This is a genomic window from Streptomyces solincola (assembly GCF_002982015.1).
Taxonomy (GTDB): domain Bacteria; phylum Actinomycetota; class Actinomycetes; order Streptomycetales; family Streptomycetaceae; genus Streptomyces; species Streptomyces solincola.
The window spans coordinates 1-26,090 of sequence record NZ_PVLV01000287.1; the positions used below are offsets into that span (position 1 = coordinate 1).

Sequence of the window (26,090 nt, forward strand, 5' to 3'; positions counted from 1 at the left end):
GAGCGCCCAGCCCGAAGCGCCCTCACCCCCGCTCCCGGGCGCGCCCAGGTGGCGGCGTTCAACGCCTGGGTCGAGGACCGGGAGCGCGCCCGGGAGCGGGGGTGAGGGCGCTTCGGGCTGGGCGCTCGGAGCTCTGGTGACGGCCTGCGGGCGCTCCCCATATATGGGGACGGCCCCCGGGTGGTGTCCCGGGGGCCGGCGCAGGCGGGGGCGGTCAGTGGTTGACGGCCAGGTTGCCGAAGGCGGGGTTGAGCAGGCCGATGACGTTGACGCTGTTGCCGCTGACGTTGACCGGGACGTGGACCGGGGCCTGAACGAGGTTGCCGGAGCCGACGCCCGGGGAGTTCACGGCCTTGCCGTGGGCGTGGGCGCCGCCGTCGGTGGCGGACGCGGCGCCGGTGGCGGCGGCGACCAGGCCGCCCGCGAGCAGGGTGACGGCGGCGGCCTTCTTCAGGTTCTTCACTGCGGTTCCTCCGTGGGTACCGCCGCGGCGGATCACCGCGGCTGCACGGGACAACGGAGAAGCAGCCCCCTGGTTGCGCCGTGTGGGTGACATACACCCGACGGTATGAATTTCGGGCCGGGTCGGTTCAGCCGGCCAGGTCGTGGCGTACGGCCCACAGCGCGGCCTGGGTGCGGTCGGCGAGGTCCAGCTTCATCAGGATGTTGGAGACGTGCGTCTTGACCGTCTTCTCGGAGAGGACCAGGGCGCGGGCGATCTCCCGGTTGGAGCGGCCGTCGGCGATCAGGCCGAGCACCTCCCGCTCACGCTCGGTGAGGGTGGAGCCGCGCCCGGTGCCGCCGCCGCCCGCCTCGTCGTGGGAGAGGAGGGCTCCGGCCACCTCCGGCTGGAGCAGCACGTGCCCGGCGTGCACCGAGCGGATGGCGCCGGCCAGCGCGTCGGGGTCCACGTCCTTGTAGACGTACCCGGAGGCGCCGGCGCGCAGGGCGGGCACGACGGTGCGCTGCTCGGTGAAGCTGGTGACGATGAGGACGCGGGCCGGGTTGTCCCGCTCGCGCAGGGCGCGCAGGGCCTCCACACCGTCCATGCCGGGCATCTTCACGTCCATCAGCACGACGTCGGGCCGCAGCTCCTCGGTGAGGGCGACGCCCTCGGCGCCGTCCCCGGCCTCGCCGACGACCTCGATGTCGTCCTGGACCTCCAGGAAGGTGCGCAGGCCGCGACGGACTACCTGGTGGTCGTCGACCAGCAGGACGCGGATCGTCTTGTCAGCCACCGGGGACCTCCATCTCGATCGTGGTGCCCTTGCCGGGCCTGGACTGCACGGTGAGCCGGCCGCCGACGCCGCCGGCCCGGTCCCGCATGGAGACCAGCCCGAGGTGGCGGCCGGCCCGCCGGACCGTTCGGGGGTCGAAACCGCTGCCGTCGTCGGTGACGCTGAGCACCGCGCCCTGGCCGCGGCGGGCCAGTGAGACGGCGACCCGGCCGGCCCCGGAGTGGCGCAGGGCGTTGTGCAGGGCCTCCTGGGCGACCCGCAGCAGGGCTTCTTCCTGGGCGGCGGGCAGGGCCCGGATGCCGCAGCTGTCGAAGGTGACCCGCGCGGTGTGGGCGCGGTCGAGGACCTGTATCTGGGTGCGCAGGGTGTGCACCAGGCCGTCCTCGTCCAGGGCGGCCGGGCGCAGCTCTACGACGGCGGCGCGCAGCTCGTCGGCGGCTTCGGCGGCGAGGACGGCGACCTGCTGGAGCTCGTCCTTGGCGCGCACCGGGTCGCGGTCGACCAGTGCGGCGGCGGCCTGGGCGGTGAGCCGGAGCGAGAAGAGCTTCTGGCTGACGGCGTCGTGCAGCTCGTGGGCGAGGCGGGAGCGCTCCTCGGCGATGGTCAGCTCGCGGCTGCGCTCGTGCAGGCGGGCGTTGGCCAGGGCGATGGCGGCGTGCTGGGCGAGGATGCCGAGCAGCTCCTCGTCCTCGGCGGTGAAGCCGCAGCCGCTGCGCTCGGGGGCGGTGCAGCGCTTGTTGGCGAGGAAGAGGGCGCCGATGGTCTCGTCGCCGTCCCGGATCGGCATGCCGAGGAAGTCCGACAGCTCGGGATGGGCGGCGGGCCAGCCCCCGAAGCGGGGGTCGGTGCGGACGTCGGCCAGCCGCTGGGGGCGGGCGTCCTGGAGCATCGCGGCGAGGACGCCGTGCTGGCGCGGCAGGGGGCCGATCGCCTTCCACTGGTCCTCGCCGACGCCGTCCACCACGAACTGGGCGAAGCCGCCGTGGTCGTCGGGGACGCCCAGGGCCGCGTACTCGGCGTCCAGCAGCTCGCGCGCGGAGGCGGTGATGGTCTTGAGGACGTCGCGGACCTCCAGGTGCCGGCTCATCGCGAGCAGGGCGGTGCTGACGGCGGCGAGGCCGGAGCGGGGCGGTCGGTCGGTCATGCGTTCACCGTACCCGGGGGTGGTGACCGTGCGTATCGGACCGCGGACGGCCCCGGCGTACGCCCGAGGGCCTAGGCCGTCCGGGGGCGGGGCGGTCGGTCGCTCGGAGGAGGACGGCGACGTGCGCCTCGTCCGCAGGGAGGAAATACCTTACACAGAGCATTGCTGGTGCAACAATCGGTGAAATCGGAATGCGCCCGATGTGAGCCCGCACATAGGGCGCAGATCACTTACGAAAGGGAGTAGTGGACGGATAAGTCCGAAATGAGCGCTGGTCGAACGAGCATATTGCGGGTTCTGGGGCACTTCTCCTCCCCCACTGATCCACTACGCGGCTTCGTACGTCACACCTTTGCCATGCGTTTTTGCGGCCGCTAACAATTGCAGCCGTCGCCCGCCGAGCAGGCGTAGCGCCGCTCCCGGCCGAAGCGACATTCCGCGAACTCGAAGAGGTACGACTGCATGTCCGCCAGCACCCGCAACGGCTTCAGCCGTCTCAAGAAGAACCACAAGATCTCCCTCGCCGGCGTCGCCACGCTCAGCGCCGCCGCGATCGGCTTCACCGTCATCCCCGGCACCGCCGCCTCCGCGCAGACCGAGCCGCAGAGCGCCGCCGCCGCCGCGCCCGCCCCCGCTTCGGTGGCCTCCCTGAGCAACAAGACCGAGGGCACCCCCCTCCACCTGGGCCTGTCCCAGCAGCAGACCGCCATCGAGCTGAAGGCCCAGGCGGACGCCGCCGCGGCCAAGGCCAAGGCACAGGCCGCCGCCAAGGTGAAGGCCGCCGCCGCCGCGAAGGCCAAGGCCGAGGCCGCCGCCAAGGAGCGCGCCGCCGTGAAGGCCGCCGCCAGCCGCGCCGCCGCCCGCAAGCCGGTCTTCGCGAACAACCTGGACGGCTGGATCAAGGAGTCGCTCTCCATCATGAAGAAGGAGGGCATCCCGGGCACCTACGAGGGCATCCACCGCAACATCATGCGGGAGTCCAGCGGTAACCCGAAGGCGATCAACAACTGGGACATCAACGCCCAGAACGGCGTGCCGTCCATCGGCCTGCTGCAGATCATCAAGCCGACCTTCGACGCCTACCACGTCGACGGCACCAAGAAGAGCCAGTGGGACCCGGTGGCCAACATCGTGGCGTCCTGCAACTACGCGGCCGACCGCTACGGCTCCATGGACAACGTCGACAGCGCGTACTGATCCGCGTACGCGACGTCCAGGTGACGCGCGCCGCGTGACCGACGTCCGGTGTGGGACCGCCGGAACGGTGAAGGGCGGCACCCTCGTGGGTGCCGCCCTTCCCGTGTCCCGCCGCCGTCAGCGCCTCACTTGCGCATGACCTCCGGCTCGTGGCGGCGCAGCAGGCGCGCCACGACCAGTCCGCACAGCACGCCGAGGGCGAGCAGGATGCCCATGTCGAACACCCACACCCCCAGCTCGTGGTCCCACAGCGGGTCGGTGTCGGTGGGGTCGTCCTGGTTGGGGAAGAGGACGTTGAGCTGCGCGGTGGCCCCGGCGGCGGCGACCGCCCAGCGGGACGGCATCAGGTAGGACAGCTCGTTGACGCCGGTCTGGCCGTGCAGGAAGAACAGGCAGCCGGTGAAGACGACCTGGATGATCGCGAACATCACCAGCAGCGGCATGGTCTTCTCGGCGGTCTTCACCAGCGAGGAGATGATCAGGCCGAACATCATGGCGGTGAAGCCCAGGCCCATGATCGGCAGGGTCAGCTCCAGCAGGACCAGCGAGGAGCCGAAGACCAGGCCCTCCTCCGGGAGGTCCCGCATCCCGAAGCCGATCCCGCCGATGATCGCGCCCTGGAGCACGGTGATCAGTCCGAGGACGATCACCTTGGACATCAGATAGGCCGAACGCGACAGGCCGGTGGCCCGCTCCCGCTCGTAGATGACCCGTTCCTTGATCAGTTCTCGTACGGAGTTGGCCGCGCCGGCGAAGCAGGCGCCCACCGCCAGGATCAGCAGGATCACCGCCGCGCTGCCGTTGGGGCCGCGCGTCCCCGGGCGCAGCCCGAAGTCGGAGCTGACCAGGGTGGAGACCACGCCGAGCACGGCCGGCAGGATCACCATCAGGGCCATGAAGCCCTTGTCGGAGGCGATCACCGACAGATAGCGCCGGATCAGCGTGAGGAGCTGCGCGCCCCAGCCCTGCGGCTTGGGCTGGCGGACCGGCTGGACCGGCGCGGCCTGGGCCGGCTGAGGGGCCTGGGCGTCGAGGTCGGCGGCGTACATCTGGTAGTGCTGCGAGCCCTTCCAGCGGCCCGCCCAGTCGTAGTCGCGGTAGTTCTCGAACGCCGAGAAGACGTCCGCCCAGGACTCGTAGCCGAAGAAGTTGAGCGCCTCCTCCGGCGGGCCGAAGTAGGCCACCGCGCCGCCGGGCGCCATCACCAGCAGCTTGTCGCAGAGCGCCAGCTCGGCGACGGAGTGGGTGACCACCAGGACCGTGCGGCCGTCGTCGGCGAGGCCGCGCAGCAACTGCATGACGTCGCGGTCCATGCCCGGGTCCAGACCCGAGGTCGGCTCGTCCAGGAAGATCAGCGACGGCTTGGTCAGCAGCTCCAGCGCGACCGAGACGCGCTTGCGCTGGCCGCCGGAGAGCGCGGTGATCTTCTTGTCCTTGTGGATGTCGAGCTTCAGCTCGCGCAGCACCTCGTCGATCCGCGCCTCGCGCTCCTGCGCGGTGGTGTCGGCGGGGAAGCGCAGCTTGGCCGCGTACTTCAGCGCCGTGCGGACCGTCAGCTCCTTGTGCAGGATGTCGTCCTGCGGCACCAGGCCGATGCGCTGGCGCAGCTCGGCGAACTGCTTGTAGAGGTTGCGGTTGTCGTAGAGGACGTCGCCCTGGTTGGCCGGGCGGTAGCCGGTGAGCGCCTTCAGCAGGGTGGACTTGCCCGAGCCGGACGGGCCGATGACCGCGACCAGGGACTTCTCCGGGACGCCGAAGGAGACGTCCCGCAGGATCTGCTTGCCGCCGTCGACCGTGACGGTCAGGTGGCGGGCGGAGAAGGACACCTCGCCGGTGTCGACGAACTCCTCCAGCCGGTCGCCGACCAGCCGGAACGTCGAGTGGCCGACGCCGACGATGTCGCCCGCGCCGATCAGCGCGGTGCCGGACTTGGCGAGCGGCTGGCCGTTGACGTAGGTGCCGTTGTGCGAGCCGAGGTCGCGGATCTCGAAGCGGCCGTCGGGGGTGGCGTGGAACTCGGCGTGGTGCCGCGAGACCTGGAGGTCGGAGACGACCAGCTCGTTCTCCAGGGCACGGCCGATCCGCATCACCCGGCCGAGGGCCACCTGGTGGAACGTGGTGGGGCTGCGATCGCCGTACGCGGGGCCCGGTGCGCCGCCGCCCGGGGACCCGGGTCCGTGCCCCGGGCCCTGCGGACCACCGGATCCGCCCGGGCCGGGCTGCTCGCCGTACGGCGCGGCCTGCGCCGGAGGCTGCTGGTGCGGGACCCGGCCCTGCGGCGCGGCGGGCTGCTGCCACTGGCCCGACTGCCGGTCGGACGGGGCGGGCGGCTGCGCCGGTACGGGCTGGGCGGCCGGCGCCGCGGCGGGGGCGGCCTGGGCCGGGGCGGCGGACTGCGCCGCGCCCTGCTGCCAGGCGCCCTGCGCGCCGTGGGCGGGCGGCTGCGGCTGGGGGGCGGCGGTCCCGGCGTAGGCCCCGGTGTCCGCCGCGGTCGCGCCCGCGGCCACGGTGAGCCGGGGGCCGTCGGTGGCGTTGCCCAGGTGCACGGGCTCGCCCGGCGCGAGGTCGGCTTGCTGGACCCGCAGGCCGCGCGCGTAGGTGCCGTTGGTGGAGCCGTGGTCGGTGACGACCCAACTCCGTCCGTTCCAGGTGAGGGTGGCGTGCCGCCACGAGACCCGGGCGTCGTCGATCACCACGTCGCCCTGCGGGTCGCGGCCCAGGGTGTACGACCTGGACGGATCGAGGGCCCAGGTCCTTCCGTTCAGTTCCAGTACGAGTTCCGGCACACCTTGCCCCACTAGTCGTCCCCCGAGTGCCTCCTCTCCCGGGAGGCTGGGGATGGTGAACATCCGGGGGAACTATTTCAGGCCGGGTCCCCTCTTCGAAAGTCGGGCCGCCCCTTCGAATGCCGGGCTGTCCGGGAAGCGGGACGCGGACTCGCCCGGGCGCGGGGGGCGGATACGGTGGGAGGACCATGAGCGCTTCGCAGACCCCCGAGGTCACCGCCGACATCCCCACCCTTCTCGTCAAGATCTTCGGGAAGGACCGGCCCGGCATCACCGCCGGCCTCTTCGACACCCTGGCCGCCTACGCCCTCGACGTGGTCGACATCGAGCAGGTCGTCACGCGGGGCCGCATCGTGCTCTGCGCGCTGGTCACGGCCCCGGCCGTGAGCACCGAGGGCGAGCTGCGGGCCACCGTGCACAGTTGGGCCGAGTCGCTGAAGCTCCAGGCCGAGATCATCTCCGGCACCGGCGACAACCGGCCCCGGGGCGTGGGCCGGTCGCATGTGACGGTCCTCGGCAACCCGCTGACGTCGGAGGAGACCGCGGCCATAGCGTCCGCGATCACCTCCACCGGCGGCAACATCGACCGGATCTTCCGGCTCGCGAAGTACCCGGTGACCGCGGTGGAGTTCGCGGTGTCGGGGGCGGAGCCGGCTGCGCTGCGGACGGTGCTCGCCACCCAGGCGCACGAGATCGGGGTGGACGTGGCCGTGGTGGCGGCCGGGCTGCACCGCCGGGCGCAGCGGCTGGTGGTGATGGACGTGGACTCGACCCTCATCCAGGACGAGGTGATCGAGCTGTTCGCGGCGCACGCGGGCTGTGAGGCGGAGGTCGCGGAGGTGACCGCGCGGGCGATGCGCGGGGAGCTGGACTTCGAGCAGTCGCTGCACGCGCGGGTGGCGCTGCTGGCGGGCCTGGACGCGTCGGTGGTGGAGAAGGTGCGGGCCGAGGTCCGGCTCACGCCGGGCGCGCGGACGCTGATCCGCACCCTGAAGCGGCTGGGCTACCAGGTGGGGGTGGTCTCCGGTGGGTTCACCCAGGTCACCGACGATCTGAAGGGGCGGCTGGGGCTGGACTTCGCCTCGGCCAACACGCTGGAGATCGTGGACGGGAAGCTGACCGGGCGGGTGGTCGGCGAGGTGGTGGACCGGGCGGGCAAGGCCCGGCTGCTGCGGAGGTTCGCCGCCGAGGCGGGGGTGCCGCTGGCGCAGACCGTGGCGATCGGGGACGGCGCCAACGACCTGGACATGCTCAACACGGCGGGCCTGGGGGTGGCGTTCAACGCCAAGCCGGTGGTCCGCCGCGCCGCGCACACCGCGGTCAACGTGCCGTTCCTCGACACCGTCCTGTACCTGCTGGGCGTCACCCGCGAGGAGGTCGAGGCCGCGGACGAGGAGACCGGGTACGTCGAGGACGAGGACGGGGAGTAGGACCCGGGGCGAGGAGTAGGACCCGGCGGGACGGAAGCAAGGCCCGGGGGGACGGAAGCAAGGCCCGGGGGACGGAAGCAAGGCCCGGCGGCGGCATGGCGCGGGCCGGGGGCGACCCGGGAGCGGCCTGGGGGCGGCCCGGGGGCGACCCGGCCGCCTTGGGAGCGGCCCAAGGCGCCTTGGGAGCGGCCCGGCGGCGGCATGGCGCGAGCCGGGGGCGACCCGGGGCGCCTTGCTAGCGGCCCGGCGCCTTGCGGGCCGCCCGGGGGCTTCGGCCCAGCCCGCCGGGGCCGCCCTCCGGCCGCTTGGGGCTGGGCCTCGGGCCGCCCGGGCGGGCGGACGAGAGGTAGGCCCAGGGTCGGTCGGCCGGGTCAGTCGCGGGGGGTCCAGTAGTCGGTGAGGGTGCCGACGCCGATCTCCACGGACTTCCAGGGGCCGGTGAAGGTGATGACGGCGAAGGCCGAGGTGGGGAAGCCGCCGCGGTTCATCCTGGCGCGGGCGTCACCCTCCGCCGTGCCGGAGAGCGCCTCGGCGACCGCGTGCATGCCGGGGTTGTGGCCGATGACCAGCAGGTCGTCGACGTCCTCGGGGGTCTGGTCGATCAGCGCGATGATCTCGCCGGGGGACGCCTCGTAGAGCCGCTCCTCGTAGACGGTCCGGGGGCGGTCGGTCAGCTCCTGGACGGCCAGCTTCCAGGTCTCGCGGGTCCTGGTGGCGGTGGAGCACAGGACCAGGCCGAAGGGGATGCCGGTCTCGGCGAGCCGGCGGCCGGCGACCGGGGCGTCCTTGCGGCCGCGCTCGGCGAGCGGCCGCTCGTGGTCGGACACCTGGGGCCAGTCGGCTTTGGCATGCCGGAGGAGCACGATCCTGCGGGGTGTGTCGGCGCTCATGTCTCCCAGCTTCGCACGGAAAGGACCACCGACGAGGGGAGTCGGCGGCGACGGGCAGCCGCTATCCGGCGAGGGTCTGCCGCAGGTGCTGGAGCACCTGGCCCACCTCGGGCCGGCCGTCCGCGGCGGAGCCGCCGCCGGTGGTCGCCAGGGTGAGCAGGACCCCGAAGACCAGCACCGGGAGCAGGGCGGCCCACCAGGGCAGCCGGACGGTGGGAGCCGCGGCGGCTCGGGGCGCGGGGGCGGTGGGTATGCCGTGGTGGGTACGGGCCGTCATGGCCGCCTCCGTCGTCCGGTCCGGGTGGGCGCGCCGGGCGGATCCCACCCGGTGATCACCACGCTACGGAGCCCGCGGCGCGGTTCCCATCCGGGGAACCCCCTACTTCACCCTGAGGTCCGCCCCAGGGTGGGGGGTGGGGACAGCCCCACCCCGGAGGGCGTCACGGGGAGATGATGGTGGCGATGACGCCGATGACGGCGCCGATCGCGAGCATCGTGCCGAAGACGAGGAGGAGCTTCTTCTGGCCGTTCTGCGGGTTCGGGTCGAGTACAGGCTGCATGGGCCCCAGTCTCGCACCCCGGCCCTCGCCCTCGACCGTCACCCCTTCGTCCTCGACCGGCAGCCCGCGCCCTCGGCGGTCGGCCCGCGCCCTCGGTGGTCAGCCCTCGTCCTCGATCGTGCGGTCCCGTCCGGCCAGCACGCCCGCGATCATCTGCGGTACCATCAGCGCGCCCATCAGCGTCAGCGGCATGTCCCAGCCGCCGCTGTGCTCGTAGAGCGTGCCGACCAGGATCGGCCCGGGGATGGAGATGAGGTAGCCGACGCTCTGCGCGAAGGCGGACAGCCGCACCACGCCCGCGCCGGTCCGCGACCGCATCCCGATCATGGTCAGGGCCAGCGGGAAGGCGCAGTTGGAGACGCCCAGCAGCAGCGCCCAGGCCCAAGCGCCGCCGGCCGGGGCCAGGTACAGCCCGGCGTAACCGATCAGTCCGCATGCGCCCAGCGCCAGTGCGATGGGGCCCTGGGTGCGCATCCGGGTGGCCAGCCGGGGGATGACGAAGGCCAGCGGCACACCCATGACCATGGTGACGGCCAGCAGCACCCCGGCGGTGCCCGCGGAGACGCCGGCGTCCCGGAAGATCTGCGGCATCCAGCCCATGGTGATGTACGCGCCGGTGGCCTGGAGGCCGAAGAAGCAGGCCAGCGCCCAGGCGGTGCGGCTGCGGGTGATCGGGAGGGCGGGCGCGGCCGGAGCGGTCCTACCGGCGTCCGCGTCCGCGGCCGGGTCCGCGGTCGACGCGGCCGAGCCGCCGCCGCGGGCCAGGGGCAGCCAGACGGCGACGGCCAGGACGCCGAGGGCGGCCCACACGGCCAGTCCGTAGCGCCAGTCGCCGCCGAGCGCGTCGGTCACCGGGACGGTGGCGGCGGCCGCGAGGGAGGTGCCGAGGGCCAGCGCCATGGAGTACAGCCCGGTCATGGTGCCGACGCGGTCGGGGAAGTAGCGCTTGACGATCACCGGCATCAGCACGTTGCTGAGGGCGATGCCCATCAGGGCCAGCGCGCTGGCGGCGAGGAAGGCGGCCGTCCCGCCGGCGAACGGGCGCAGCAGCAGTCCGGCGGTGATGGCGGCCATACCGGCCAGGACCACCGCGCCGGGGCCGAGCCGGCGGGAGAGCCGGGGGGCGGCCGAGCCGAAGACGGCGAAGCAGAGTGGGGGCACCGAGGTGAGCAGGCCGGCCAGTCCGCCGCTCATGTGCAGCCCGTCGCGGACCTCCTCCAGGAGGGCGCCCAGACTGGTGATGGCGGGGCGCAGGTTGAGGGCGGCGAGGACGATGCCGACCATGAGCAGCCGGGTCAGCCATACGGAGCGCGCCGAGGGCGCGGCCGGGCCGGGTTCCGGGCGGGCCGGAGTCGGTTCGGCGGCGGGGCGGCTCGGTCCGGGGATGGTGGCCGTTTCGGTCTGGGTGCGGTCGGACATGAGTCCATCATAGAATCATGGGATGATTGGTCGTCCAGCTCGTCCCATCCGCCTTGATCACAGGACCCTGACCACAGGAGCACCATGGCTCTGAGTTCGCCCCGCCGGTCGGCCCTCTCCGGCCAGGTGATCGCCGAGCTGCGCAACCAGATCACCTCCGGTGAGTGGCCGGTGGGCTCGCGCATCCCGACCGAGCCCGAGCTGGTGGAGCAGCTCGGGGTGGCCCGCAACACGGTCCGCGAGGCGGTCCGGGCGCTGGCCCACAACGGGCTGCTGGACATCCGGCAGGGCTCGGGCACCTATGTGGTCGCCACCAGCGAGCTGGCCGGGGTGATGCACCGGCGGTTCGCGGGCGCCGATCCGTGCCACATCGCCGAGCTGCGCTCCACGCTGGAGTCCTCGGCGGCCAGGCTGGCGGCCGAGCGGCGCACCGAGCGGGACCTGCGCCTGCTGGACGCGCTGCTGGAGCGCCGGGAGGACGCCTGGCGGACCGGGTACGCGGAGGTGTTCGTGCAGGTCGACGCGGCCTTCCACCTGGCCGTGGTGGCGGCATCGCACAACGAGGTGATGTCGGAGGTCTACGCCGACCTCGGGCATCTGCTGCGCGACTGGCTGCGGGACGACGTGGGCGAGGAACTGCGCCCGGAGTACCACATGGACCACGCGCGGCTGGTGGAGGCGATCCGGGCCGGGGACGCGGACACGGCCGGCGCCGAGGCGGCCGGCTATCCGTTCCTGTGCCTGCGGGCGTCCGCGCCGTCCGCTCCCCCGGCTCCGTCGGCTACCTGACCAGTCAGCCGGTGGCCGGCTGGTGGCTGAGCCAGGCGCTGCCGACTTCCTTCCAGCAGCGTCCGCCGAGCGCGGCGTAGCCGGCCGGGTCGATGTCGACGGGGGCGCTGTCGGAGTCGACGTCCCACCAGCGCGCGCACTCCACATGGAGCCGGACGCGGTCGGTGCGCGGGTAGGGGTTGTGGCAGTGGGCGGTGACCGTGGAGCCCTGGACGTCGGTGCGGCAGACCGACTCCTGGGCGGCGCGCTCGCCGCCGTACGCCGTGGTGCCGAGCGCCCAGCCCGCAAGGACGGCCGCGAGCGCCGACAGCGCCGCCGCCCGGCGTCCCCGGTGGTGCCGTACCCGGCGGCGGACGGCCGGGTGGTGCCTCGTACGCACAGCCACACCTCCCCACGCGACGGACCGGTGCATTCCGTTCCGCCCATTGTGGCCCGGGAGCGGGGACTCTACGACTCGGAGGCGTCACGCCCCGTGCACGCGCCGAAGGCCGCGCGCCGTCCGGGGACGGTGCGCGGCCTTCGCTTGCGGCCGTCGGCGGGGGGCGGTCAGGCGCCCATGATGTGCACGCCGCCGTCGACGTGCACGATCTCGCCGGTGGTCTTGGGGAAAAAGTCCGACAGCAGGGCGACGACGCCGCGGCCGGCCGGCTCCGGGTCGCTCATGTCCCAGGCCAGCGGGGAGCGCTCGTCCCAGACCTTGGCCAGGTCGCCGAAGCCGGGGATGGACTTGGCGGCCATCGAGCCCAGCGGGCCGGCGGAGATGAGGTTGCAGCGGATGTCGCGCTCGCCCAGGTCGCGGGCGAGGTAGCGGCTGGTGGCCTCCAGCGCGGCCTTGGCCGGGCCCATCCAGTCGTACTGCGGCCAGGCGAACTGCGCGTCGAAGGTGAGGCCGACGACCGAGCCGCCGTTGCCCATCAGCGGCAGGCAGGCCATGGTGAGCGACTTCAGCGAGAACGCCGAGACGTGCATCGCGGTGGACACCGACTCGAAGGGCGTGTGCAGGAAGTTGCCGCCGAGGGCGTCCTGCGGGGCGAAGCCGATGGAGTGCACGACGCCGTCCAGGCCGCCGAGCTCCTCCCGGACGATCCCCTCGACGCGGGCCAGGTGCTCGTCGTCGGTGACGTCGAGCTCGATGACCTTGGCGGGCTTGGGGAGCTTCTTGGCGATGCGCTCGGTCAGGGTCGGGCGGGGGAAGGCGGTGAGGATGACCTCCGCGCCCTGCTCCTGGGCGACCTTCGCGGTGTGGAAGGCGATGGAGGACTCCATCAGCACACCGGTGATCAGGACGCGCTTGCCGTCGAGGATTCCGCTCATGTGACTCAGTGACCCATGCCCAATCCGCCGTCAACGGGGATGACGGCTCCAGTGATGTACGAGGCGTCCTCGGAGGCGAGGAAGCGGACCGCGGCGGCGACCTCGTCCGGCTGCGCGTAGCGGCCGAGCGGGACCTGCGCGACGATGCCGGCGCGGTGCTCGTCGCTGAGCGACTTGGTCATGTCGGTGTCGACGAAACCGGGCGCGACGACGTTGAACGTGATGTTGCGCGAGCCGAGTTCGCGGGCCAGCGAGCGGGCGAAGCCGACCAGCGCGGCCTTGGAGGCGGCGTAGTTGGCCTGGCCGGCCGAGCCGAGGAGCCCGACCACCGAGGAGATGAGGACGACGCGGCCCTTCTTGGCGCGCAGCATGCCGCGGTTGGCGCGCTTGACGACGCGGAAGGTGCCGGTGAGGTTGGTGTCGAGGACGGAGGTGAAGTCCTCCTCCGTCATGCGCATCAGCAACTGGTCCTTGGTGACGCCGGCGTTGGCCACCAGCACCTCCACCGGACCGTGCTTCTCCTCGATCTCCTTGTAGGCCTGCTCCACCTGCTCGGTGTCGGTGATGTCGCACCGCACGGCCAGGCAGCCGGCCTCGGTCAGCTCGGCCGGCGGCTCGCCGGACCGGTAGGTGATCGCGACCTTGTCGCCTGCGTCGGCGAAGACCCGGGCGATGGCGAGGCCGATCCCCCGGTTACCTCCGGTGATGAGAACCGAGCGGCTCAACGGATCACCCTTTCGTTCTGCGGTCTGGTACGCCTGCAAACTATCGGTCGCCGGTGCCGGACGGGGAATCGGGCCCTGACAGTGGCGTACCGGGCTGGCTGTCGGGTCCCTACAGAAGCGGGGCCCCGGCCGCCCGCGCCCTGTCCGGGCGGCCGGATATCCCGTGTGGGCGTGCGGGCCCGCGTGCTTGACTTCGCCTGCTTGACTTCGCGTGGTGATCCACCGACAGCACAGCGAGCCTCTCGGGAAGGAAGGGCTGCCCGTGCCCCACGACATCGATCAGACGTTCCTGGCGCTGCCCCTGCGGGCGTTGGCGGACGCCGCGCTCGCGCGGGCCCGCGCGCTGGGCGCCGAGCACGCCGACTTCCGGCTGGAGCGGGTGCGCGGCGCCTCCTGGCGGCTGCGGGACGGCCGGCCGGCGGGATCGTCCGACTCCACCGACCTCGGGTACGCGGTGCGGGTGGTGCACGGCGGGGCATGGGGCTTCGCCTCGGGCGTCGACCTGACCATGGGCGCGGCGGCCAAGGTGGCCTCGCAGGCGGTGGAGATGGCCAAGCTGTCGGCGCGGGTGATCGCGGCGGCCGGGTCGGACGAGAGGGTGGAGCTGGCCGAGGAGCCGGTGCACGCGGACCGGACCTGGGTCTCGTCGTACGAGATCGACCCCTTCGACGTACCGGACGCGGAGAAGGGCGCGCTGCTCGCGGAGTGGAGCGCGCGGCTGCTGCGAGCGGACGGGGTGGCGCATGTGGACGCCTCGCTGATGGCCGTGCACGAGAACAAGTTCTACGCGGACACCGCGGGCACGGTCACCACCCAGCAGCGGGTGCGGGTGCATCCGCAGCTCACCGCGGTGGCGGTGGACGCGAGCACCGGCGAGTTCGACTCGATGCGGACCATCGCGCCGCCGGTGGGGCGCGGCTGGGAGTACCTGACCGGCACCGGCTGGGACTGGGACGCCGAGCTGGAGCGGATGCCGGAGCTGCTGGCGGAGAAGATGCGCGCGCCCAGCGTGCGGCCGGGCAGCTACGACCTGGTGGTCGACCCCTCCAATCTGTGGCTGACCATCCACGAGTCGATCGGGCACGCCACCGAGCTGGACCGGGCGCTGGGTTACGAGGCGGCGTACGCGGGCACCTCGTTCGCCACCTTCGACCAGCTGGGCAAGCTCGCCTACGGCTCGCCGATCATGAACGTGACCGGTGACCGCACCGCCGAGCACGGGCTGGCGACGATCGGCTACGACGACGAGGGCGTGGCGGCGCAGAGCTGGGACCTGGTGAAGGACGGGAGGCTGGTCGGCTACCAACTGGACCGGCGGATCGCCAGGCTGACCGGGCTCGGCCGCTCCAACGGCTGCGCGTTCGCCGACTCCCCCGGGCACGTGCCGGTGCAGCGGATGGCGAACGTCTCGCTGGCGCCGGAGCCGGGCGGGTTGTCCACGGAGGACCTGATCGGCGGGGTGGAGCGCGGGATCTACGTGGTCGGCGACCGCTCCTGGTCGATCGACATGCAGCGCTACAACTTCCAGTTCACCGGGCAGCGGTTCTTCCGGATCGAGAACGGCCGGCTGACCGGGCAGCTCCGGGACGTCGCCTACCAGGCGACCACCACCGACTTCTGGGGCTCGATGGAGAAGGTCGGCGGCCCGCAGACGTACGTCCTGGGCGGCGCGTTCAACTGCGGCAAGGCCCAGCCGGGGCAGGTCGCGGCGGTGTCGCACGGCTGCCCGTCCGCGCTGTTCCACGGCGTCAACATCTTGAACACCACCCAGGAGGCCGGCCGATGAGCCCCGCTGCCAAGCCGTACGAGATCGTCGAGCGCGCGCTGGAGCTGTCCCGGGCGGACGGCTGTGTGGTGATCGCGGACGAGCAGTCCTCCGCCAACCTGCGCTGGGCGGGCAACGCGCTGACCACCAACGGCGTCACCCGGGGCCGCACCCTGACGGTGATCGCCACCGTGGACGGCTCGGAGGGCAGCGCCTCCGGGGTGGTGTCCCGGGCCGCGGTGACCGCCGAGGAGCTGGAGCCGCTGGTACGGGCCGCGGAGGCGGCGGCCCGGGCGGCCGGGCCGGCCGAGGACGCCCAGCCGCTGGTCGCGGACGTGGAGGCGTCGGCGGGCTTCACCGACGCGCCGGCCGAGACGGGCTCGGAGGTGTTCGCCGCGTTCGCGCCGGCGCTCGGCGAGGCGTTCGGCCGGGCCCGGGCCGGCGGCCGGGAGCTGTACGGTTTCGCCAACCACGAGCTGACCTCGACCTATCTGGGCAGCTCCACCGGGCTGCGGCTGCGGCACGACCAGCCGTCCGGGACGCTGGAGCTGAACGCCAAGTCCCCCGACCGCACCCGCTCGGCCTGGGCCGGGCGGGCCACCCGGGACTTCCGGGACGTCGACCCGCTGGCCATGGACGCGGACCTGGCGGTCCGGCTGGGCTGGGCCGAGCGCAAGGTGGAGCTGCCGGCCGGGCGGTACGAGACGCTGCTGCCGCCCACCGCGGTCGCCGACCTGCTGATCTACCTGATGTGGTCGGCCGCGGCCCGGGACGCGGCGGAGGGCCGCACGGTCTTCTCCCGCCCCGGCGGCGGTACGCGGGTGGGCGAGACGCTCTCGCCGCTGCCGCTGACGCTGCGCAGCGACCCGGCCGCGGCCGGGCTCCAGTCGGCGCCGTTCGTCATCGCGCACGCCTCCGGCGACGACTCCTCCGTCTTCGACAACGGGCTGCCGGTCGCGCCGGTGGAGTGGCTGAGCGCCGGGAAGCTGGAGCGGCTGGTCACCACCCGGCACAGCGCCGGGCTGACCGGGCTGCCGGTCTCCCCGGGGGCGGGCAACCTCATCCTGGACGGCGGCGGCGAGCAGTCCGTCGAGGAGATGACCGCCTCCACCGGGCGCGGGCTGCTGCTGACCTGCCTGTGGTACATCCGCGAGGTCGATCCGGCGACGCTGCTGCTGACCGGGCTGACCCGGGACGGGGTCTACCTGGTCGAGGACGGCGAGGTGGTCGGCGAGGTGAACAACTTCCGGTTCAACGAGTCGCCGGTGGACCTGCTGTCGCGGGCCGTGGAGGCGGGCCGCACCGAGCGGACCCTGCCGCGCGAGTGGAGCGACTGGTTCACCCGGGCCGCGATGCCGCCGCTGCGGGTGCCGGACTTCAACATGAGCTCGGTCAGCAAGGGGGTGTGACCCGCCTAGACTGACCCGGACATCCACCGACACGACGGACCAAGGAGACGCGACACCGTGACGGACATCGTCGACGAACTGACGTGGCGCGGGCTGATCGCCCAGTCCACTGACGAGGACGCACTGCGCAAGGCGTTCGCGGACGGTCCCGTCACGTTCTATTGCGGCTTCGACCCGACCGCGCCCAGCCTGCACCTGGGGAACCTCGTCCAGATCCTGACCATGCGCCGCATCCAGCTCGCGGGCAACCGCCCGCTGGGCCTGGTCGGCGGGGCGACGGGCCTGATCGGCGACCCCAAGCCGAACTCCGAGCGCACCCTGAACGCGCCGGAGACCGTCGCGGGCTGGGTGGAGCGGCTGCGGGCGCAGATCGAGCGGTTCCTGGACTTCGATGGCCCGTACGCGGCGACCATGGTCAACAACCTGGACTGGACGTCGGGTCTCTCGGCGATCAGCTTCCTTCGGGACGTCGGCAAGTACTTCCGGGTCAACAAGATGATCGCCAAGGAGGCCGTCGCCCGGCGGCTGAACTCCGACGCGGGCATCAGCTACACCGAGTTCAGCTACCAGATCCTCCAGGGCATGGACTACCTGGAGCTGTACCGCCGGCACCACTGCGTGCTACAGACCGGCGGCAGCGACCAGTGGGGCAACCTCACGGCCGGCACCGACCTGATCCACCGGGTCGAGCCGGAGGCCGTGGTGCACGCCCTGGCCACCCCGCTGATCACCAAGGCGGACGGCACCAAGTTCGGCAAGACCGAGTCGGGCACCGTCTGGCTGGACGCCGAGCGGACCACCCCGTACGCCTTCTACCAGTTCTGGCTGAACGCGGACGACCGGGACGTCTCGAAGTTCCTGCGGATCTTCAGCTTCCGTTCCCGCGAGGAGATCGAGGAGCTGGAGCGGCAGACCGAGGAGAGGCCGCAGGCGCGCGCCGCCCAGCGGGCGCTGGCCGAGGAGCTGACCACCCTGGTGCACGGCGGCGACCAGTGCGCGGCCGTGGTCGCCGCCTCGAAGGCGCTGTTCGGCCAGGGTGAGCTGGCGGAGCTGGACGAGGCGACGCTGGCCGCCGCGCTCGCCGAACTGCCGCACGCGCGGGTGACCGGGCCGGGGGCCGTGGTGGACCTGTTCGCCGAGGTGGGTCTCGCGCCGAGCAAGTCCGCGGCCCGCCGTACGGTCAAGGAGGGCGGCGCCTACGTGAACAACGTGAAGGTCACCGCCGAGGACGCCGAGGTGTCCGCGGACGACCTGCTGCACGGCCGCTGGCTGGTGCTGCGGCGCGGCAAGCGGAACCTGGCCGCGATCGAGGTGGCGGCCGCGGGCTGAGCCCGGCGGCCCGGACGTGGCGGGCGGCGGCCCGGACGCCTCACGGCGTCCGGGCCGCCGCCTTTCGTCGCTTCCCCCCTCCACGCGCTGCTGCCGTCTACACGCGCTGCTGCCGTTTGCCGCGGCCGCGGGTGGAGACGTACAGCATGTCGCCGAGGCCGACGATGACGACGGCGGCGACCACCTGGAGGATGTGGCGGCCCCAGTCGATGCCCGGGGTCGCCTCGATGCCGAACGCCCGGGCGAGGGCGTTGCCGACGATGCCACCGATGATGCCGAAGATGGTGATCAGCCACAGGGGGCTGTGCTGCTTGCCTGGCAGGATCGCCTTGGCCAGCAGGCCCAGCACGAAACCGACGATGATCGCCCACAACCAGCCCATGGCTGCCTCCTCTGACGGATCGACGTGAGCAGTCCCGAACAGTCTGGGGCCGTTTCCCGGACCCCGCATGTCGGCCCGGACCCGCTCTCGTGACCGGCCGGGGGCGGGCGTACCGTGGAGGCAGGTCCGGTCCCGGGAAGCGGCCGGGCGCGGACGCGGGCGGTGGGACATGAAGCGCAGGCACGGCAGTGGCGAGGTCATCCGGATCACCGGGGCCCGGCAGAGCCTGGCCGACGACGTACGGGGCCGGCAGCGGCGCTATGTGATCTCCATGTCCATCCGTACGCTGTCGGTGATCGCCGCCGCCTCGCTGTGGAACGTCGAGCGCCATGTGGCGATCGTCGCGCTGGTGCTGGGCGCGGTGCTGCCGTACATCGCCGTGGTGATCGCCAACGCGGGCCGGGAGAGCGCCCCTTCGCTGCCGTCCAGCTTCCTGGGCGTGGCGCCGCAGGAGCGGCCGATGCTGGGGCCGGGCCCGTCGGTCGCACAGCCCGGTGACCGGCCGGGGGACCACCGGACCCCGGGCGGCGAGGAGCCGCCCGGTGGGGCCCGGCGGCCGGCGGCCTGACCGCCGCACGGGGCCTGCCGCGGCCCGGAGCGGAGGGTTCCCGGCGGACTGCTCCGTTCCGCAGGGAAGCTCAAGAAAAGCTCAGATCTGTTGGGCGTTTGCCTGCCCCGCGGAGCGGTCCCCGTGACATACTTCCTACGCGCTCCGCATCCCCCGTCGGAGCGACGGACCGACGCCGGGCAGCTCCCCCCGTGGCTGCCCGGCGTCGCCATGTTCCCCGCCGACCCCCGTCGGCTTCCCCGTGATCGTTGGACGTGTACGCGTGTTCCCCAGTGCCGGACCTGAGCCCGTCTCCCCCATCTGCTCCGCGAAGGGCTGCCGGGCGGCGGCGGTCTGGGTGCTGGCGTGGAACAACCCGAAGCTGCACACCCCGGAGCGGCGCAAGACCTGGCTGGCGTGCGAGGAGCACCGGGAGCACCTGTCGCAGTTCCTCGGGGTGCGCGGCTTCCTCAAGGACGTGGTGACGCTGGGTGAGTGGGAGCGGCGCGCGCAGGACGGTGCCGGCCCCGGCGCCTGAGCGGCGCCGGGGCCGCCGGAGCGGTCAGCCGCCGATGGCGGACATCGGGCGGTCCGGCTGGAGGAAGGTGGGGTCGTCCAGGCCGGAACCGGCCTTCTTGCCCCACATCGCGGTGCGCCACAGCGCGGCGACCTCCGCGTCGGGCGCGCCGGAGCGCAGGGCGGCCCGCAGGTCGGTCTCCTCGCGGGCGAACAGGCAGGTGCGGACCTGGCCGTCGGCGGTGAGCCGGGTGCGGTCGCAGGCCCGGCAGAAGGGCCTGGTCACCGAGGCGATGACGCCGACCCGGTGCGGGCCGCCGTCCACCAGCCAGCGCTCGGCGGGAGCCGATCCGCGCTCCTCGTCGCCCTCGGGGGTGAGGGTGAAGCGGGTGCGGAGCGAGGCGAGGATGTCGCCGGCGGTGATCATGCCGTCGCGCTTCCAGCCGTGCTGGGCGTCCAGCGGCATCTGCTCGATGAAGCGCAGCTCGTAGTCGTGCTCGACGGCCCAGGCGAGCAGGTCGGGGGCCTCGTCCTCGTTGAGGCCGGGCATCAGCACGGAGTTGACCTTGACCGGGGTGAGGCCGGCGTCCCGGGCGGCGTGCAGGCCCTCGACGACGTCGCGGTGGCGGTCCCGGCGGGTGAGGGTCTTGAAGACGTCCGGCCGCAGGGTGTCCAGCGAGACGTTGACCCGGTCCAGGCCGGCGGCCTTCAGGGCGGGGGCGGTGCGCCTGAGCCCGATGCCGTTGGTGGTCAGGGAGATGGTGGGGCGGGGCTCCAGGGCGGCACACCGCTCGACGATGCCGACGAGCCCGGGGCGCAGCAGCGGCTCGCCGCCGGTGAAGCGGACCTCGGTGACGCCCAGTTCGCGCACGGCCAGGGTGATCAGCCGGACGATCTCGTCGTCGGTGAGGAGGTCGGGCTTGGCCAGCCACTGCAAACCCTCCTCGGGCATGCAGTAGGTGCAGCGCAGGTTGCACTTGTCGGTGAGTGACACGCGCAGGTCGGTGGCCACGCGGCCGAAGGTGTCGATGAGCACCGTTGGGCCCCCTTCCCAGGCTCGTCCGGTTCACGTCTCCCTCCTGAGCGTACGTGAGGGGTAGGGCGGCGACACGGGCCATTGCCCACAACATGCGGCGCGGCCGTGTCGTAGGGATCTACGAGATCGCCACGACACGGCCGCGGCCGGTCACCCGGGGTGGCCGGAACGGGTCGGCCCGGGGTCAGTGGGCGCCGACGCCGGTGAGGGACTTGACCTCAAGTTCGGCGTACTTGCCGGCGTCCGGCTCCTCCTTGGAGAGCAGCGAGCCGAGCCAGCCGAGGAGGAAGCCGAGCGGGATGGAGATCAGGCCCGGGTTCTCCAGCGGGAACCAGGCGAAGTCGGCGCTCGGGAACATCGAGGTCGGCTTGGATGAGACCACCGGTGAGAACAGCACCAGCAGCACCGAGGAGGCCAGACCGCCGTAGATGGACCAGAGCGCGCCCCGGGTGGTGAACCGCTTCCAGAACAGGCTGTAGAGGATGGTGGGCAGGTTGGCGGAGGCGGCGACCGCGAAGGCGAGCGCGACCAGGCCGGCCACGTTGAGGTCGCGGGCCATGGCGCCCAGGCCGATGGAGACGACGCCGATCAGCACGGTGGCGTAGCGGGCGGCGCGGACCTCCTCCTTCTCGGTGGCCTGGCCCTTGCGGATGACGTTGGCGTAGATGTCGTGGGCGAAGGACGAGGAGGACGCCAGGGTCAGGCCGGCGACGACGGCGAGGATGGTGGCGAAGGCGACGGCGGAGATGACCGCGAGCAGGATGGCGCCGCCGGCCGAGTCCTGGCCGCCGATGTAGAGGGCGAGCAGCGGGGCGGCGGTGTTGCCGGCCTTGTTGGAGGCGGTGATCTCCTCGGGGCCGACGATGGCGGCGGCGCCGAAGCCGAGCGCGATGGTCATCAGGTAGAAGGCGCCGATGATGCCGATGGCCCAGTTGACGGACTTCCGGGCGGCCCGGGCGGTGGGCACGGTGTAGAAGCGGATCAGGATGTGCGGCAGTCCGGCGGTGCCGAGGACCAGGGCGATGCCGAGGGAGAGGAAGTCCAGCTTGGAGGTGGCGGTCGCGCCGTACTTCAGGCCGGGCTCCAGGAAGGCGGCGCCCTTGCCGCTGTTCTCGGCGGCCTTGCCGAGCAGTTCGGAGACGTTGAAGCCGTACTTGAGCAGGACCAGGAAGGTGATGAGGAGGGTGCCGGCGATGAGCAGCACGGCCTTGACCATCTGCACCCAGGTGGTGCCCTTCATGCCGCCGATGGTGACGTAGAGGATCATCAGCACGCCGACCAGGGCGACGATGCCGATCTTGCCGCCGTCGGAGGTGATGCCGAGCAGCAGCGAGACCAGCACGCCGGCGCCGGCCATCTGGGCCAGCAGGTAGAAGATCGACACCACGATGGTGGAGGCGCCGGCGGCGGTGCGGACCGGGCGCTGGCGCATCCGGTAGGCGAGGACGTCGCCCATGGTGAAGCGGCCGGAGTTGCGCAGCGGTTCGGCGACCAGCAGCAGGGCGACCAGCCAGGCGACCAGGAATCCGATGGAGTAGAGGAAGCCGTCGTAGCCGAAGAGGGCGATGGCGCCGGCGATGCCGAGGAAGGACGCGGCGGACATGTAGTCGCCGGAGATGGCGAGGCCGTTCTGGAATCCGGTGAACTGCCGCCCGCCGGCGTAGAAGTCGGCCGCGGACTTGGTCTGGCGGCCGGCCCAGATGGTGATGGCGAGGGTGGCGACCACGAAGACCGCGAAGAGCGTGATGATCAGCGGCCGGTGCTCGGAGGCGCTGTTGGCGGCGATCAGCGAGACGGGGCTGCTCATGATCCGGCCTCCATGCGGGACTTGATGGCGTCGGCCTTGGGGTCGAGCTTCGCCGCGGCGTGGCGCGAGTAGAACCAGGCGATGAGGAAGGTGGTGAGGAACTGCGCGAGGCCCAGGACCAGGGCCACGTTGACGTTGCCGAACAGCCGGGTGCCCATGAGGCCGCCGGCGTAGTTGGAGAGCAGGACGTACAGCAGGTACCAGGCGATGAAGGCGATCGTCAGCGGGAAGGCGAAGGAGCGGTAGGTGCGGCGCAGTTCGCCGAACTCCGCGCTGTGCTGTACCTCGACGAACTCCTCGGTCGTGGGCTGGTCGGGACGGCGGTCCGGTCCGCCCTCGGGCGGCGGGCTGGCGGTGGCCACGGAAGGTCTCCTCGCGACGCGGGTGCGCTGGGCAACGGGCAGGGCGGCCGTCGGGCCCGGTCCGGATCCCGCCCGGAGGGGCCTGCGGCCGCCGGGAGCGGGCACGGCGGCGGGCCGTGTCCGCTCCCCTGACACAACAACGGCACGGACGCCGCGGCGACGCGGTTCACCTGCGCCGATTTTCCGCCGAGCCGAGCGCCTCCAGTGGCGGCGGCAGGCGGCAGGCGGATGGGGAGGATTGCCTTCCGGTCCCAACTGCCTTCCAGCCATTGAAGGTCGGGGATGATCGGGATAGCTTCGCTCGTCATGTACCCGTCCACACGCAGCCGTGTGCGGACGGACGTCACGGATGATGTGGAGAACCCATGGCTCATCTGGGAACCGGACGCGGGCGTGTACTCGCGCTGCCCGCAGGTCTGGCCCTCACGGCCTCGCTCGGCCTGATGCCGGCCGCCGCCGCCGCGGCGCCGCAGCAGCAGGAGGCGGCCGCGGTCGCGACCGTGCGCACCGACGGTCCGAAGCTGTCGTACGTGGTGAACGTCGCGGGCTCGGGCAGCAGCGCGACCGCGAAGGCGGTGAAGAAGGCGATATCCCGGGCGGGCGGGGAGATCGTCACGTCGTACGACAAGATAGGCGTGATCGTCGTCCACTCGACGAACCCGGACTTCGGCACGACGATCCGGACCGTGCGGGGCGTGAAGTCCGCGGGCGCGACCCGGACCGCGCCGCTGGCCGCCGCCACGACCACCGACGTGCGCGCCGCCGAGCAGCCGCTGACCGCCAAGGAGGCACGCGCCGCCGCGGCGAAGGCGGAGGACGACCAGGACCCGTTCGAGCCGCTCCAGTGGGACCTGCCGGCCATCAAGGCCGACAAGGCGCACGAGAAGACCCTCGGCAGCAAGAAGGTGACGGTCGCCGTCATCGACACCGGCGTGGACGACACCCACCCGGACCTGGCGCCGAACTTCGACACCGCCGCCTCCGCGAACTGCGTGAGCGGCAAGGCGGACACCACGCCCGGCTCCTGGCGGCCGGCCGCCGGCGAGAGCGACCACGGCACCCACGTGGCCGGCACCATCGCCGCCGCCAAGAACGGCGTCGGCGTCACCGGCGTCGCCCCCGGCGTGAAGGTCTCCGGCATCAAGGTCTCCACCCCGGACGGCTTCTTCTACACCGAGGCCGTGGTCTGCGGCTTCATGTGGGCGGCCGAGCGCGGCGTCGAGATCACCAACAACAGCTACTACGTGGACCCGTGGCAGTTCACCTGCAAGAACGACCTGGACCAGGGCGCCCTGGTGGAGGCGCTGCAGCGGGCCACCCGGTACGCCTGGGACAAGGGCACCGTGAACGTGGCGGCGGCCGGCAACTCCCGTACCGACCTGGCGGCGGACGAGATCACCGACACGACCAGCCCCAACGACACCACCCCGGTGGAGCGCAAGGTCGACCCGTCGGTCTGCCCGGACATCCCCACCATGCTGGACGGTGTGATCACCGTGTCGGCGACCGGAGCGAAGGGCCTGAAGTCCTCGTACTCCAACTACGGCCTGGGCGTCATCGACATCGCCGCCCCGGGCGGTGACTCCACCGCCTACCAGCCGCCGCAGGCCCCGGCCGTCAACGGCCTGATCCTGTCCACCACGGTGAACGGCGGCTACAACTACAAGGCCGGCACCTCGATGGCCTCCCCGCACGTGGCGGGCGTGGCCGCGCTGATCAAGTCCACCCACCCGAACGCCTCGGCGAACCAGGTGGAGCGGCTGCTGACCAGCCAGGCCGAGAGCACCGCGTGCCCCGAGCCCTACGACATCAACGGCGACGGCACCGTCGACGCGGTGTGCACGGGCGACGAGGACGACAACAGCTTCTACGGCGCGGGCATCATCAACGCGCTGCGGGCGGTCCGCAAGTAAGGCGGCCGGACCGAGTCGGAGCGGGGGGCTTCCCGGGTGCGACGCACCGGGGAGGCCCCCTTCCCGTCGGGGGAGCCGACGAGCCGTCAGGCACCCCGTATCCCTACCAAACGGACATTCCTCCCGGTCAACGCGCCCCTGCCGGGCGGCCGTCGGGACCGCCCGGGGCGGCGTTGTCGGTGGCGGCCTCTATTCTCGGGAACCATGCTCGACGATCCGACGACAGCAGGCACCTGGCCGGCCGCCTACCCGCAGGGGTACGCGGTCGTCGACGTGGAGACCACCGGGCTCGCCCGGGACGACCGGATAGTCTCCGCCGCCGTCTACCGGCTGGACGCGCGCGGCGAGGTGGAGGACCACTGGTACACGCTGGTGAACCCGGAGCGCGATCCGGGCCCGGTGTGGATCCACGGACTGACCAGCGACGTGCTGGCGGGCGCCCCCCTGTTCGCGGACATCGCCGCCGAGTTCTCCGCGCGCCTGGACGGCCGGGTGCTGGTCGCGCACAACGCGGTCTTCGACTGGTCGATGATCGCCCGCGAGTACGCCCGCGCCGAGCGGACCGCGCCGGTGCGCCAGCGGCTGTGCACCATCGCGCTCTCCAAGGAGCTGGGCCTGCCGCTGCCGAACTTCAAGCTGGAGGCGCTGGCCGGCCACTACGGCGTGGTCCAGCAGCGGGCGCACCACGCGCTGGACGACGCCCGGGTGCTGGCCGAGGCGTTCCGGCCGAGCCTGCACGCGGCCGCCGCGGGGAACATACGGCTGCCGCTGCTGGAGTGCCTGCCGCTGACCGAGTGGGCGGCGGCCCCCTCCCCCGGGCCGCGGATCGGCCGGCAGGCCTCGTACCGTCCGGGCGGGGGCGGTTGGCGACCGTCGAGGAAGCGGCCGGCCTGCCCGTATCCGAACCCGGGGCGCTACCAGGTGGGCGGGGCGCTGGTGCAGGGGATGCGGGTGGCGTTCTCCGGCGACACCTCGGTGGAGCGGGAGCTGCTGGAGGACCGGGCGGCGGAGGCCGGGCTGCACGTGGCCACCAGCGTCTCCCGGCTGACCAGCGTGCTGGTCACCAACGACCCGGACTCGGCCACCTCCAAGACGGTCAAGGCGAAGGCGTACGGCACGCCGGTGATCGACGAGGCGGCCTTCACCCAGTTGCTGCGGGACGTCGCCCCGGCGCCCGCAGGGGGCTCGGCGGCAGACGGGTGATCGGCCGGGCGTTGCTCCCCGGGCCCGGCCGCGCCGCGCCGCACCCTGTGGCGCATGGCACGTTGTGAGGTCTGCGGAAACGACTACGGGATGTCCTTCGAGGTGCACGCGCAGGGCGCGGTGCACGTCTTCGACTGCTTCGCCTGCGCGATCCACCGCATGGCGCCGATCTGCGAGCACTGCCGGGTGCAGATCATCGGGCAGGGCGTCGAAGTGGAGGGGCACTGGTTCTGCGGGGCGCACTGCGCCCGCGCGGAGAGGGGGGCGGTCGGCATCGTCGACGCGGTCTGAGAGGCGCCCCGGGCGGCAGGCGGGCGCGGGGCCGCCGT

26 protein-coding genes are annotated in these 26,090 nt (G+C 72.6%); 11 read left to right on the forward strand and 15 right to left on the reverse strand.

Annotated elements, in window-relative coordinates:
• Positions 1-214 precede the first annotated feature (214 nt).
• The 3 genes from C6N75_RS18770 to C6N75_RS18780 all read right to left on the reverse strand — a co-directional run bounded on the left by C6N75_RS18770 (position 215) and on the right by C6N75_RS18780 (position 2,382).
• A complete protein-coding gene (locus tag C6N75_RS18770) occupies positions 215-463 on the reverse strand; it encodes a chaplin (protein WP_105870064.1) in 249 nt (82 codons plus the stop codon).
• A 127-nt stretch (positions 464-590) separates the two neighbouring features.
• Positions 591-1,238, reverse strand: a complete 648-nt coding sequence (locus C6N75_RS18775) for a response regulator (protein WP_105870065.1) — start codon at positions 1,236-1,238, stop codon at positions 591-593.
• Positions 1,231-2,382: a GAF domain-containing sensor histidine kinase gene (locus tag C6N75_RS18780; protein ID WP_105870066.1), complete on the reverse strand. Its 1,152-nt coding sequence runs from the start codon at positions 2,380-2,382 to the stop codon at positions 1,231-1,233. The genes C6N75_RS18775 and C6N75_RS18780 overlap by 8 nt, the downstream gene beginning before the upstream one ends.
• Positions 2,383-2,844: 462 nt before the next feature.
• On the opposite strand from C6N75_RS18780, the gene C6N75_RS18785 reads away from it, so the two are divergent.
• Positions 2,845-3,579, forward strand: a complete 735-nt coding sequence (locus C6N75_RS18785; RefSeq protein ID WP_105870067.1) for a transglycosylase SLT domain-containing protein — start codon at positions 2,845-2,847, stop codon at positions 3,577-3,579.
• Between the two features lie 125 nt (positions 3,580-3,704).
• Here the strand turns inward: C6N75_RS18785 and C6N75_RS18790 are convergent, their stop codons facing one another.
• Positions 3,705-6,365: an ABC transporter ATP-binding protein/permease gene (locus C6N75_RS18790; RefSeq protein WP_105870068.1), complete on the reverse strand. Its 2,661-nt coding sequence runs from the start codon at positions 6,363-6,365 to the stop codon at positions 3,705-3,707.
• Positions 6,366-6,553: 188 nt separating this feature from the next.
• On the opposite strand from C6N75_RS18790, the gene serB reads away from it, so the two are divergent.
• Positions 6,554-7,795: a phosphoserine phosphatase SerB gene (serB, locus tag C6N75_RS18795; RefSeq protein ID WP_105870069.1), complete on the forward strand. Its 1,242-nt coding sequence runs from the start codon at positions 6,554-6,556 to the stop codon at positions 7,793-7,795.
• 371 nt (positions 7,796-8,166) lie between these two features.
• Here the strand turns inward: serB and C6N75_RS18800 are convergent, their stop codons facing one another.
• The 4 genes from C6N75_RS18800 to C6N75_RS18810 all read right to left on the reverse strand — a co-directional run bounded on the left by C6N75_RS18800 (position 8,167) and on the right by C6N75_RS18810 (position 10,664).
• Entirely contained in the window at positions 8,167-8,685 is a 519-nt protein-coding gene (locus tag C6N75_RS18800; protein WP_105870070.1) for a SixA phosphatase family protein, read from the reverse strand.
• Positions 8,686-8,746: 61 nt separating this feature from the next.
• Entirely contained in the window at positions 8,747-8,962 is a 216-nt protein-coding gene (locus C6N75_RS18805) for a hypothetical protein (RefSeq protein ID WP_258177493.1), read from the reverse strand.
• A gap of 163 nt (positions 8,963-9,125) precedes the next feature.
• Positions 9,126-9,245 (reverse strand): SGM_5486 family transporter-associated protein, encoded by a 120-nt coding sequence (locus tag C6N75_RS31675; protein ID WP_258177494.1) that lies wholly within the window; start codon positions 9,243-9,245, stop codon positions 9,126-9,128.
• A gap of 99 nt (positions 9,246-9,344) precedes the next feature.
• Positions 9,345-10,664 (reverse strand): CynX/NimT family MFS transporter, encoded by a 1,320-nt coding sequence (locus C6N75_RS18810; RefSeq protein WP_105870071.1) that lies wholly within the window; start codon positions 10,662-10,664, stop codon positions 9,345-9,347.
• 84 nt (positions 10,665-10,748) lie between these two features.
• Between C6N75_RS18810 and C6N75_RS18815 the strand changes: the two genes are divergently transcribed.
• Positions 10,749-11,453 (forward strand): FadR/GntR family transcriptional regulator, encoded by a 705-nt coding sequence (locus C6N75_RS18815; RefSeq protein WP_105870072.1) that lies wholly within the window; start codon positions 10,749-10,751, stop codon positions 11,451-11,453.
• Between the two features lie 4 nt (positions 11,454-11,457).
• Here C6N75_RS18815 and C6N75_RS18820 read toward each other — a convergent pair whose 3' ends face one another.
• The 3 genes from C6N75_RS18820 to fabG form a co-directional block, all read right to left on the reverse strand.
• Complete coding sequence (locus C6N75_RS18820) at positions 11,458-11,832, reverse strand: hypothetical protein (protein ID WP_105870073.1); 375 nt, start codon at positions 11,830-11,832, stop codon at positions 11,458-11,460.
• A gap of 167 nt (positions 11,833-11,999) precedes the next feature.
• Positions 12,000-12,767: an enoyl-ACP reductase FabI gene (gene fabI, locus C6N75_RS18825; protein WP_105870074.1), complete on the reverse strand. Its 768-nt coding sequence runs from the start codon at positions 12,765-12,767 to the stop codon at positions 12,000-12,002.
• 5 nt (positions 12,768-12,772) lie between these two features.
• Positions 12,773-13,492: a 3-oxoacyl-[acyl-carrier-protein] reductase gene (fabG, locus tag C6N75_RS18830; protein ID WP_105870075.1), complete on the reverse strand. Its 720-nt coding sequence runs from the start codon at positions 13,490-13,492 to the stop codon at positions 12,773-12,775.
• A 262-nt stretch (positions 13,493-13,754) separates the two neighbouring features.
• Between fabG and C6N75_RS18835 the strand changes: the two genes are divergently transcribed.
• The 3 genes from C6N75_RS18835 to tyrS are packed head-to-tail and all read left to right on the forward strand — an operon-like array spanning position 13,755 to position 17,995.
• Positions 13,755-15,278 carry a TldD/PmbA family protein gene (locus C6N75_RS18835; RefSeq protein WP_105870076.1) on the forward strand — a complete coding sequence of 508 codons (1,524 nt, stop codon included), beginning with the start codon at positions 13,755-13,757 and terminating at the stop codon, positions 15,276-15,278.
• Positions 15,275-16,666, forward strand: coding sequence for a metallopeptidase TldD-related protein (locus C6N75_RS18840; protein WP_105870077.1), 1,392 nt, complete (start codon positions 15,275-15,277; stop codon positions 16,664-16,666). Before C6N75_RS18835 ends, C6N75_RS18840 begins: the two co-directional genes overlap by 4 nt.
• A 57-nt stretch (positions 16,667-16,723) precedes the next feature.
• Positions 16,724-17,995, forward strand: coding sequence for a tyrosine--tRNA ligase (gene tyrS / locus C6N75_RS18845; protein ID WP_105870078.1), 1,272 nt, complete (start codon positions 16,724-16,726; stop codon positions 17,993-17,995).
• 97 nt (positions 17,996-18,092) lie between these two features.
• On the opposite strand, the gene C6N75_RS18850 is transcribed toward tyrS, so the two are convergent.
• On the reverse strand, positions 18,093-18,377 hold the full coding sequence (locus C6N75_RS18850) for a GlsB/YeaQ/YmgE family stress response membrane protein (protein ID WP_105870079.1): 285 nt from the start codon (positions 18,375-18,377) through the stop codon (positions 18,093-18,095).
• Positions 18,378-18,546: 169 nt separating this feature from the next.
• On the opposite strand from C6N75_RS18850, the gene C6N75_RS18855 reads away from it, so the two are divergent.
• Together C6N75_RS18855 and C6N75_RS18860 are read left to right on the forward strand one after the other, a co-directional pair.
• Positions 18,547-18,945, forward strand: coding sequence for a DUF3099 domain-containing protein (locus tag C6N75_RS18855; RefSeq protein WP_105870080.1), 399 nt, complete (start codon positions 18,547-18,549; stop codon positions 18,943-18,945).
• Positions 18,946-19,207: 262 nt separating this feature from the next.
• Positions 19,208-19,462 carry a hypothetical protein gene (locus C6N75_RS18860; protein ID WP_105870081.1) on the forward strand — a complete coding sequence of 85 codons (255 nt, stop codon included), beginning with the start codon at positions 19,208-19,210 and terminating at the stop codon, positions 19,460-19,462.
• A gap of 24 nt (positions 19,463-19,486) precedes the next feature.
• Here C6N75_RS18860 and moaA read toward each other — a convergent pair whose 3' ends face one another.
• The 3 genes from moaA to C6N75_RS18875 all read right to left on the reverse strand — a co-directional run bounded on the left by moaA (position 19,487) and on the right by C6N75_RS18875 (position 22,645).
• Entirely contained in the window at positions 19,487-20,476 is a 990-nt protein-coding gene (gene moaA, locus C6N75_RS18865; RefSeq protein ID WP_105870082.1) for a GTP 3',8-cyclase MoaA, read from the reverse strand.
• Between the two features lie 184 nt (positions 20,477-20,660).
• Entirely contained in the window at positions 20,661-22,283 is a 1,623-nt protein-coding gene (locus C6N75_RS18870; RefSeq protein ID WP_105870083.1) for a solute symporter family protein, read from the reverse strand.
• Positions 22,280-22,645, reverse strand: coding sequence for a DUF485 domain-containing protein (locus tag C6N75_RS18875; RefSeq protein WP_105870084.1), 366 nt, complete (start codon positions 22,643-22,645; stop codon positions 22,280-22,282). The genes C6N75_RS18870 and C6N75_RS18875 overlap by 4 nt, the downstream gene beginning before the upstream one ends.
• Positions 22,646-23,010: 365 nt before the next feature.
• Here C6N75_RS18875 and C6N75_RS18880 point away from each other — a divergent pair, with 365 nt between their 5' ends.
• The 3 genes from C6N75_RS18880 (at position 23,011) to C6N75_RS18890 (ending at position 26,052) form a co-directional block, all read left to right on the forward strand.
• Complete coding sequence (locus C6N75_RS18880) at positions 23,011-24,558, forward strand: S8 family peptidase (RefSeq protein WP_105870085.1); 1,548 nt, start codon at positions 23,011-23,013, stop codon at positions 24,556-24,558.
• Positions 24,559-24,762: 204 nt separating this feature from the next.
• The gene (locus C6N75_RS18885) at positions 24,763-25,761 is read left to right on the forward strand and encodes a DEDDh family exonuclease (protein ID WP_105870086.1); all 999 of its coding nucleotides are present in this window, start codon (positions 24,763-24,765) and stop codon (positions 25,759-25,761) included.
• Between the two features lie 54 nt (positions 25,762-25,815).
• A complete protein-coding gene (locus tag C6N75_RS18890) occupies positions 25,816-26,052 on the forward strand; it encodes a hypothetical protein (protein ID WP_105870087.1) in 237 nt (78 codons plus the stop codon).
• Positions 26,053-26,090: the final 38 nt, after the last annotated feature.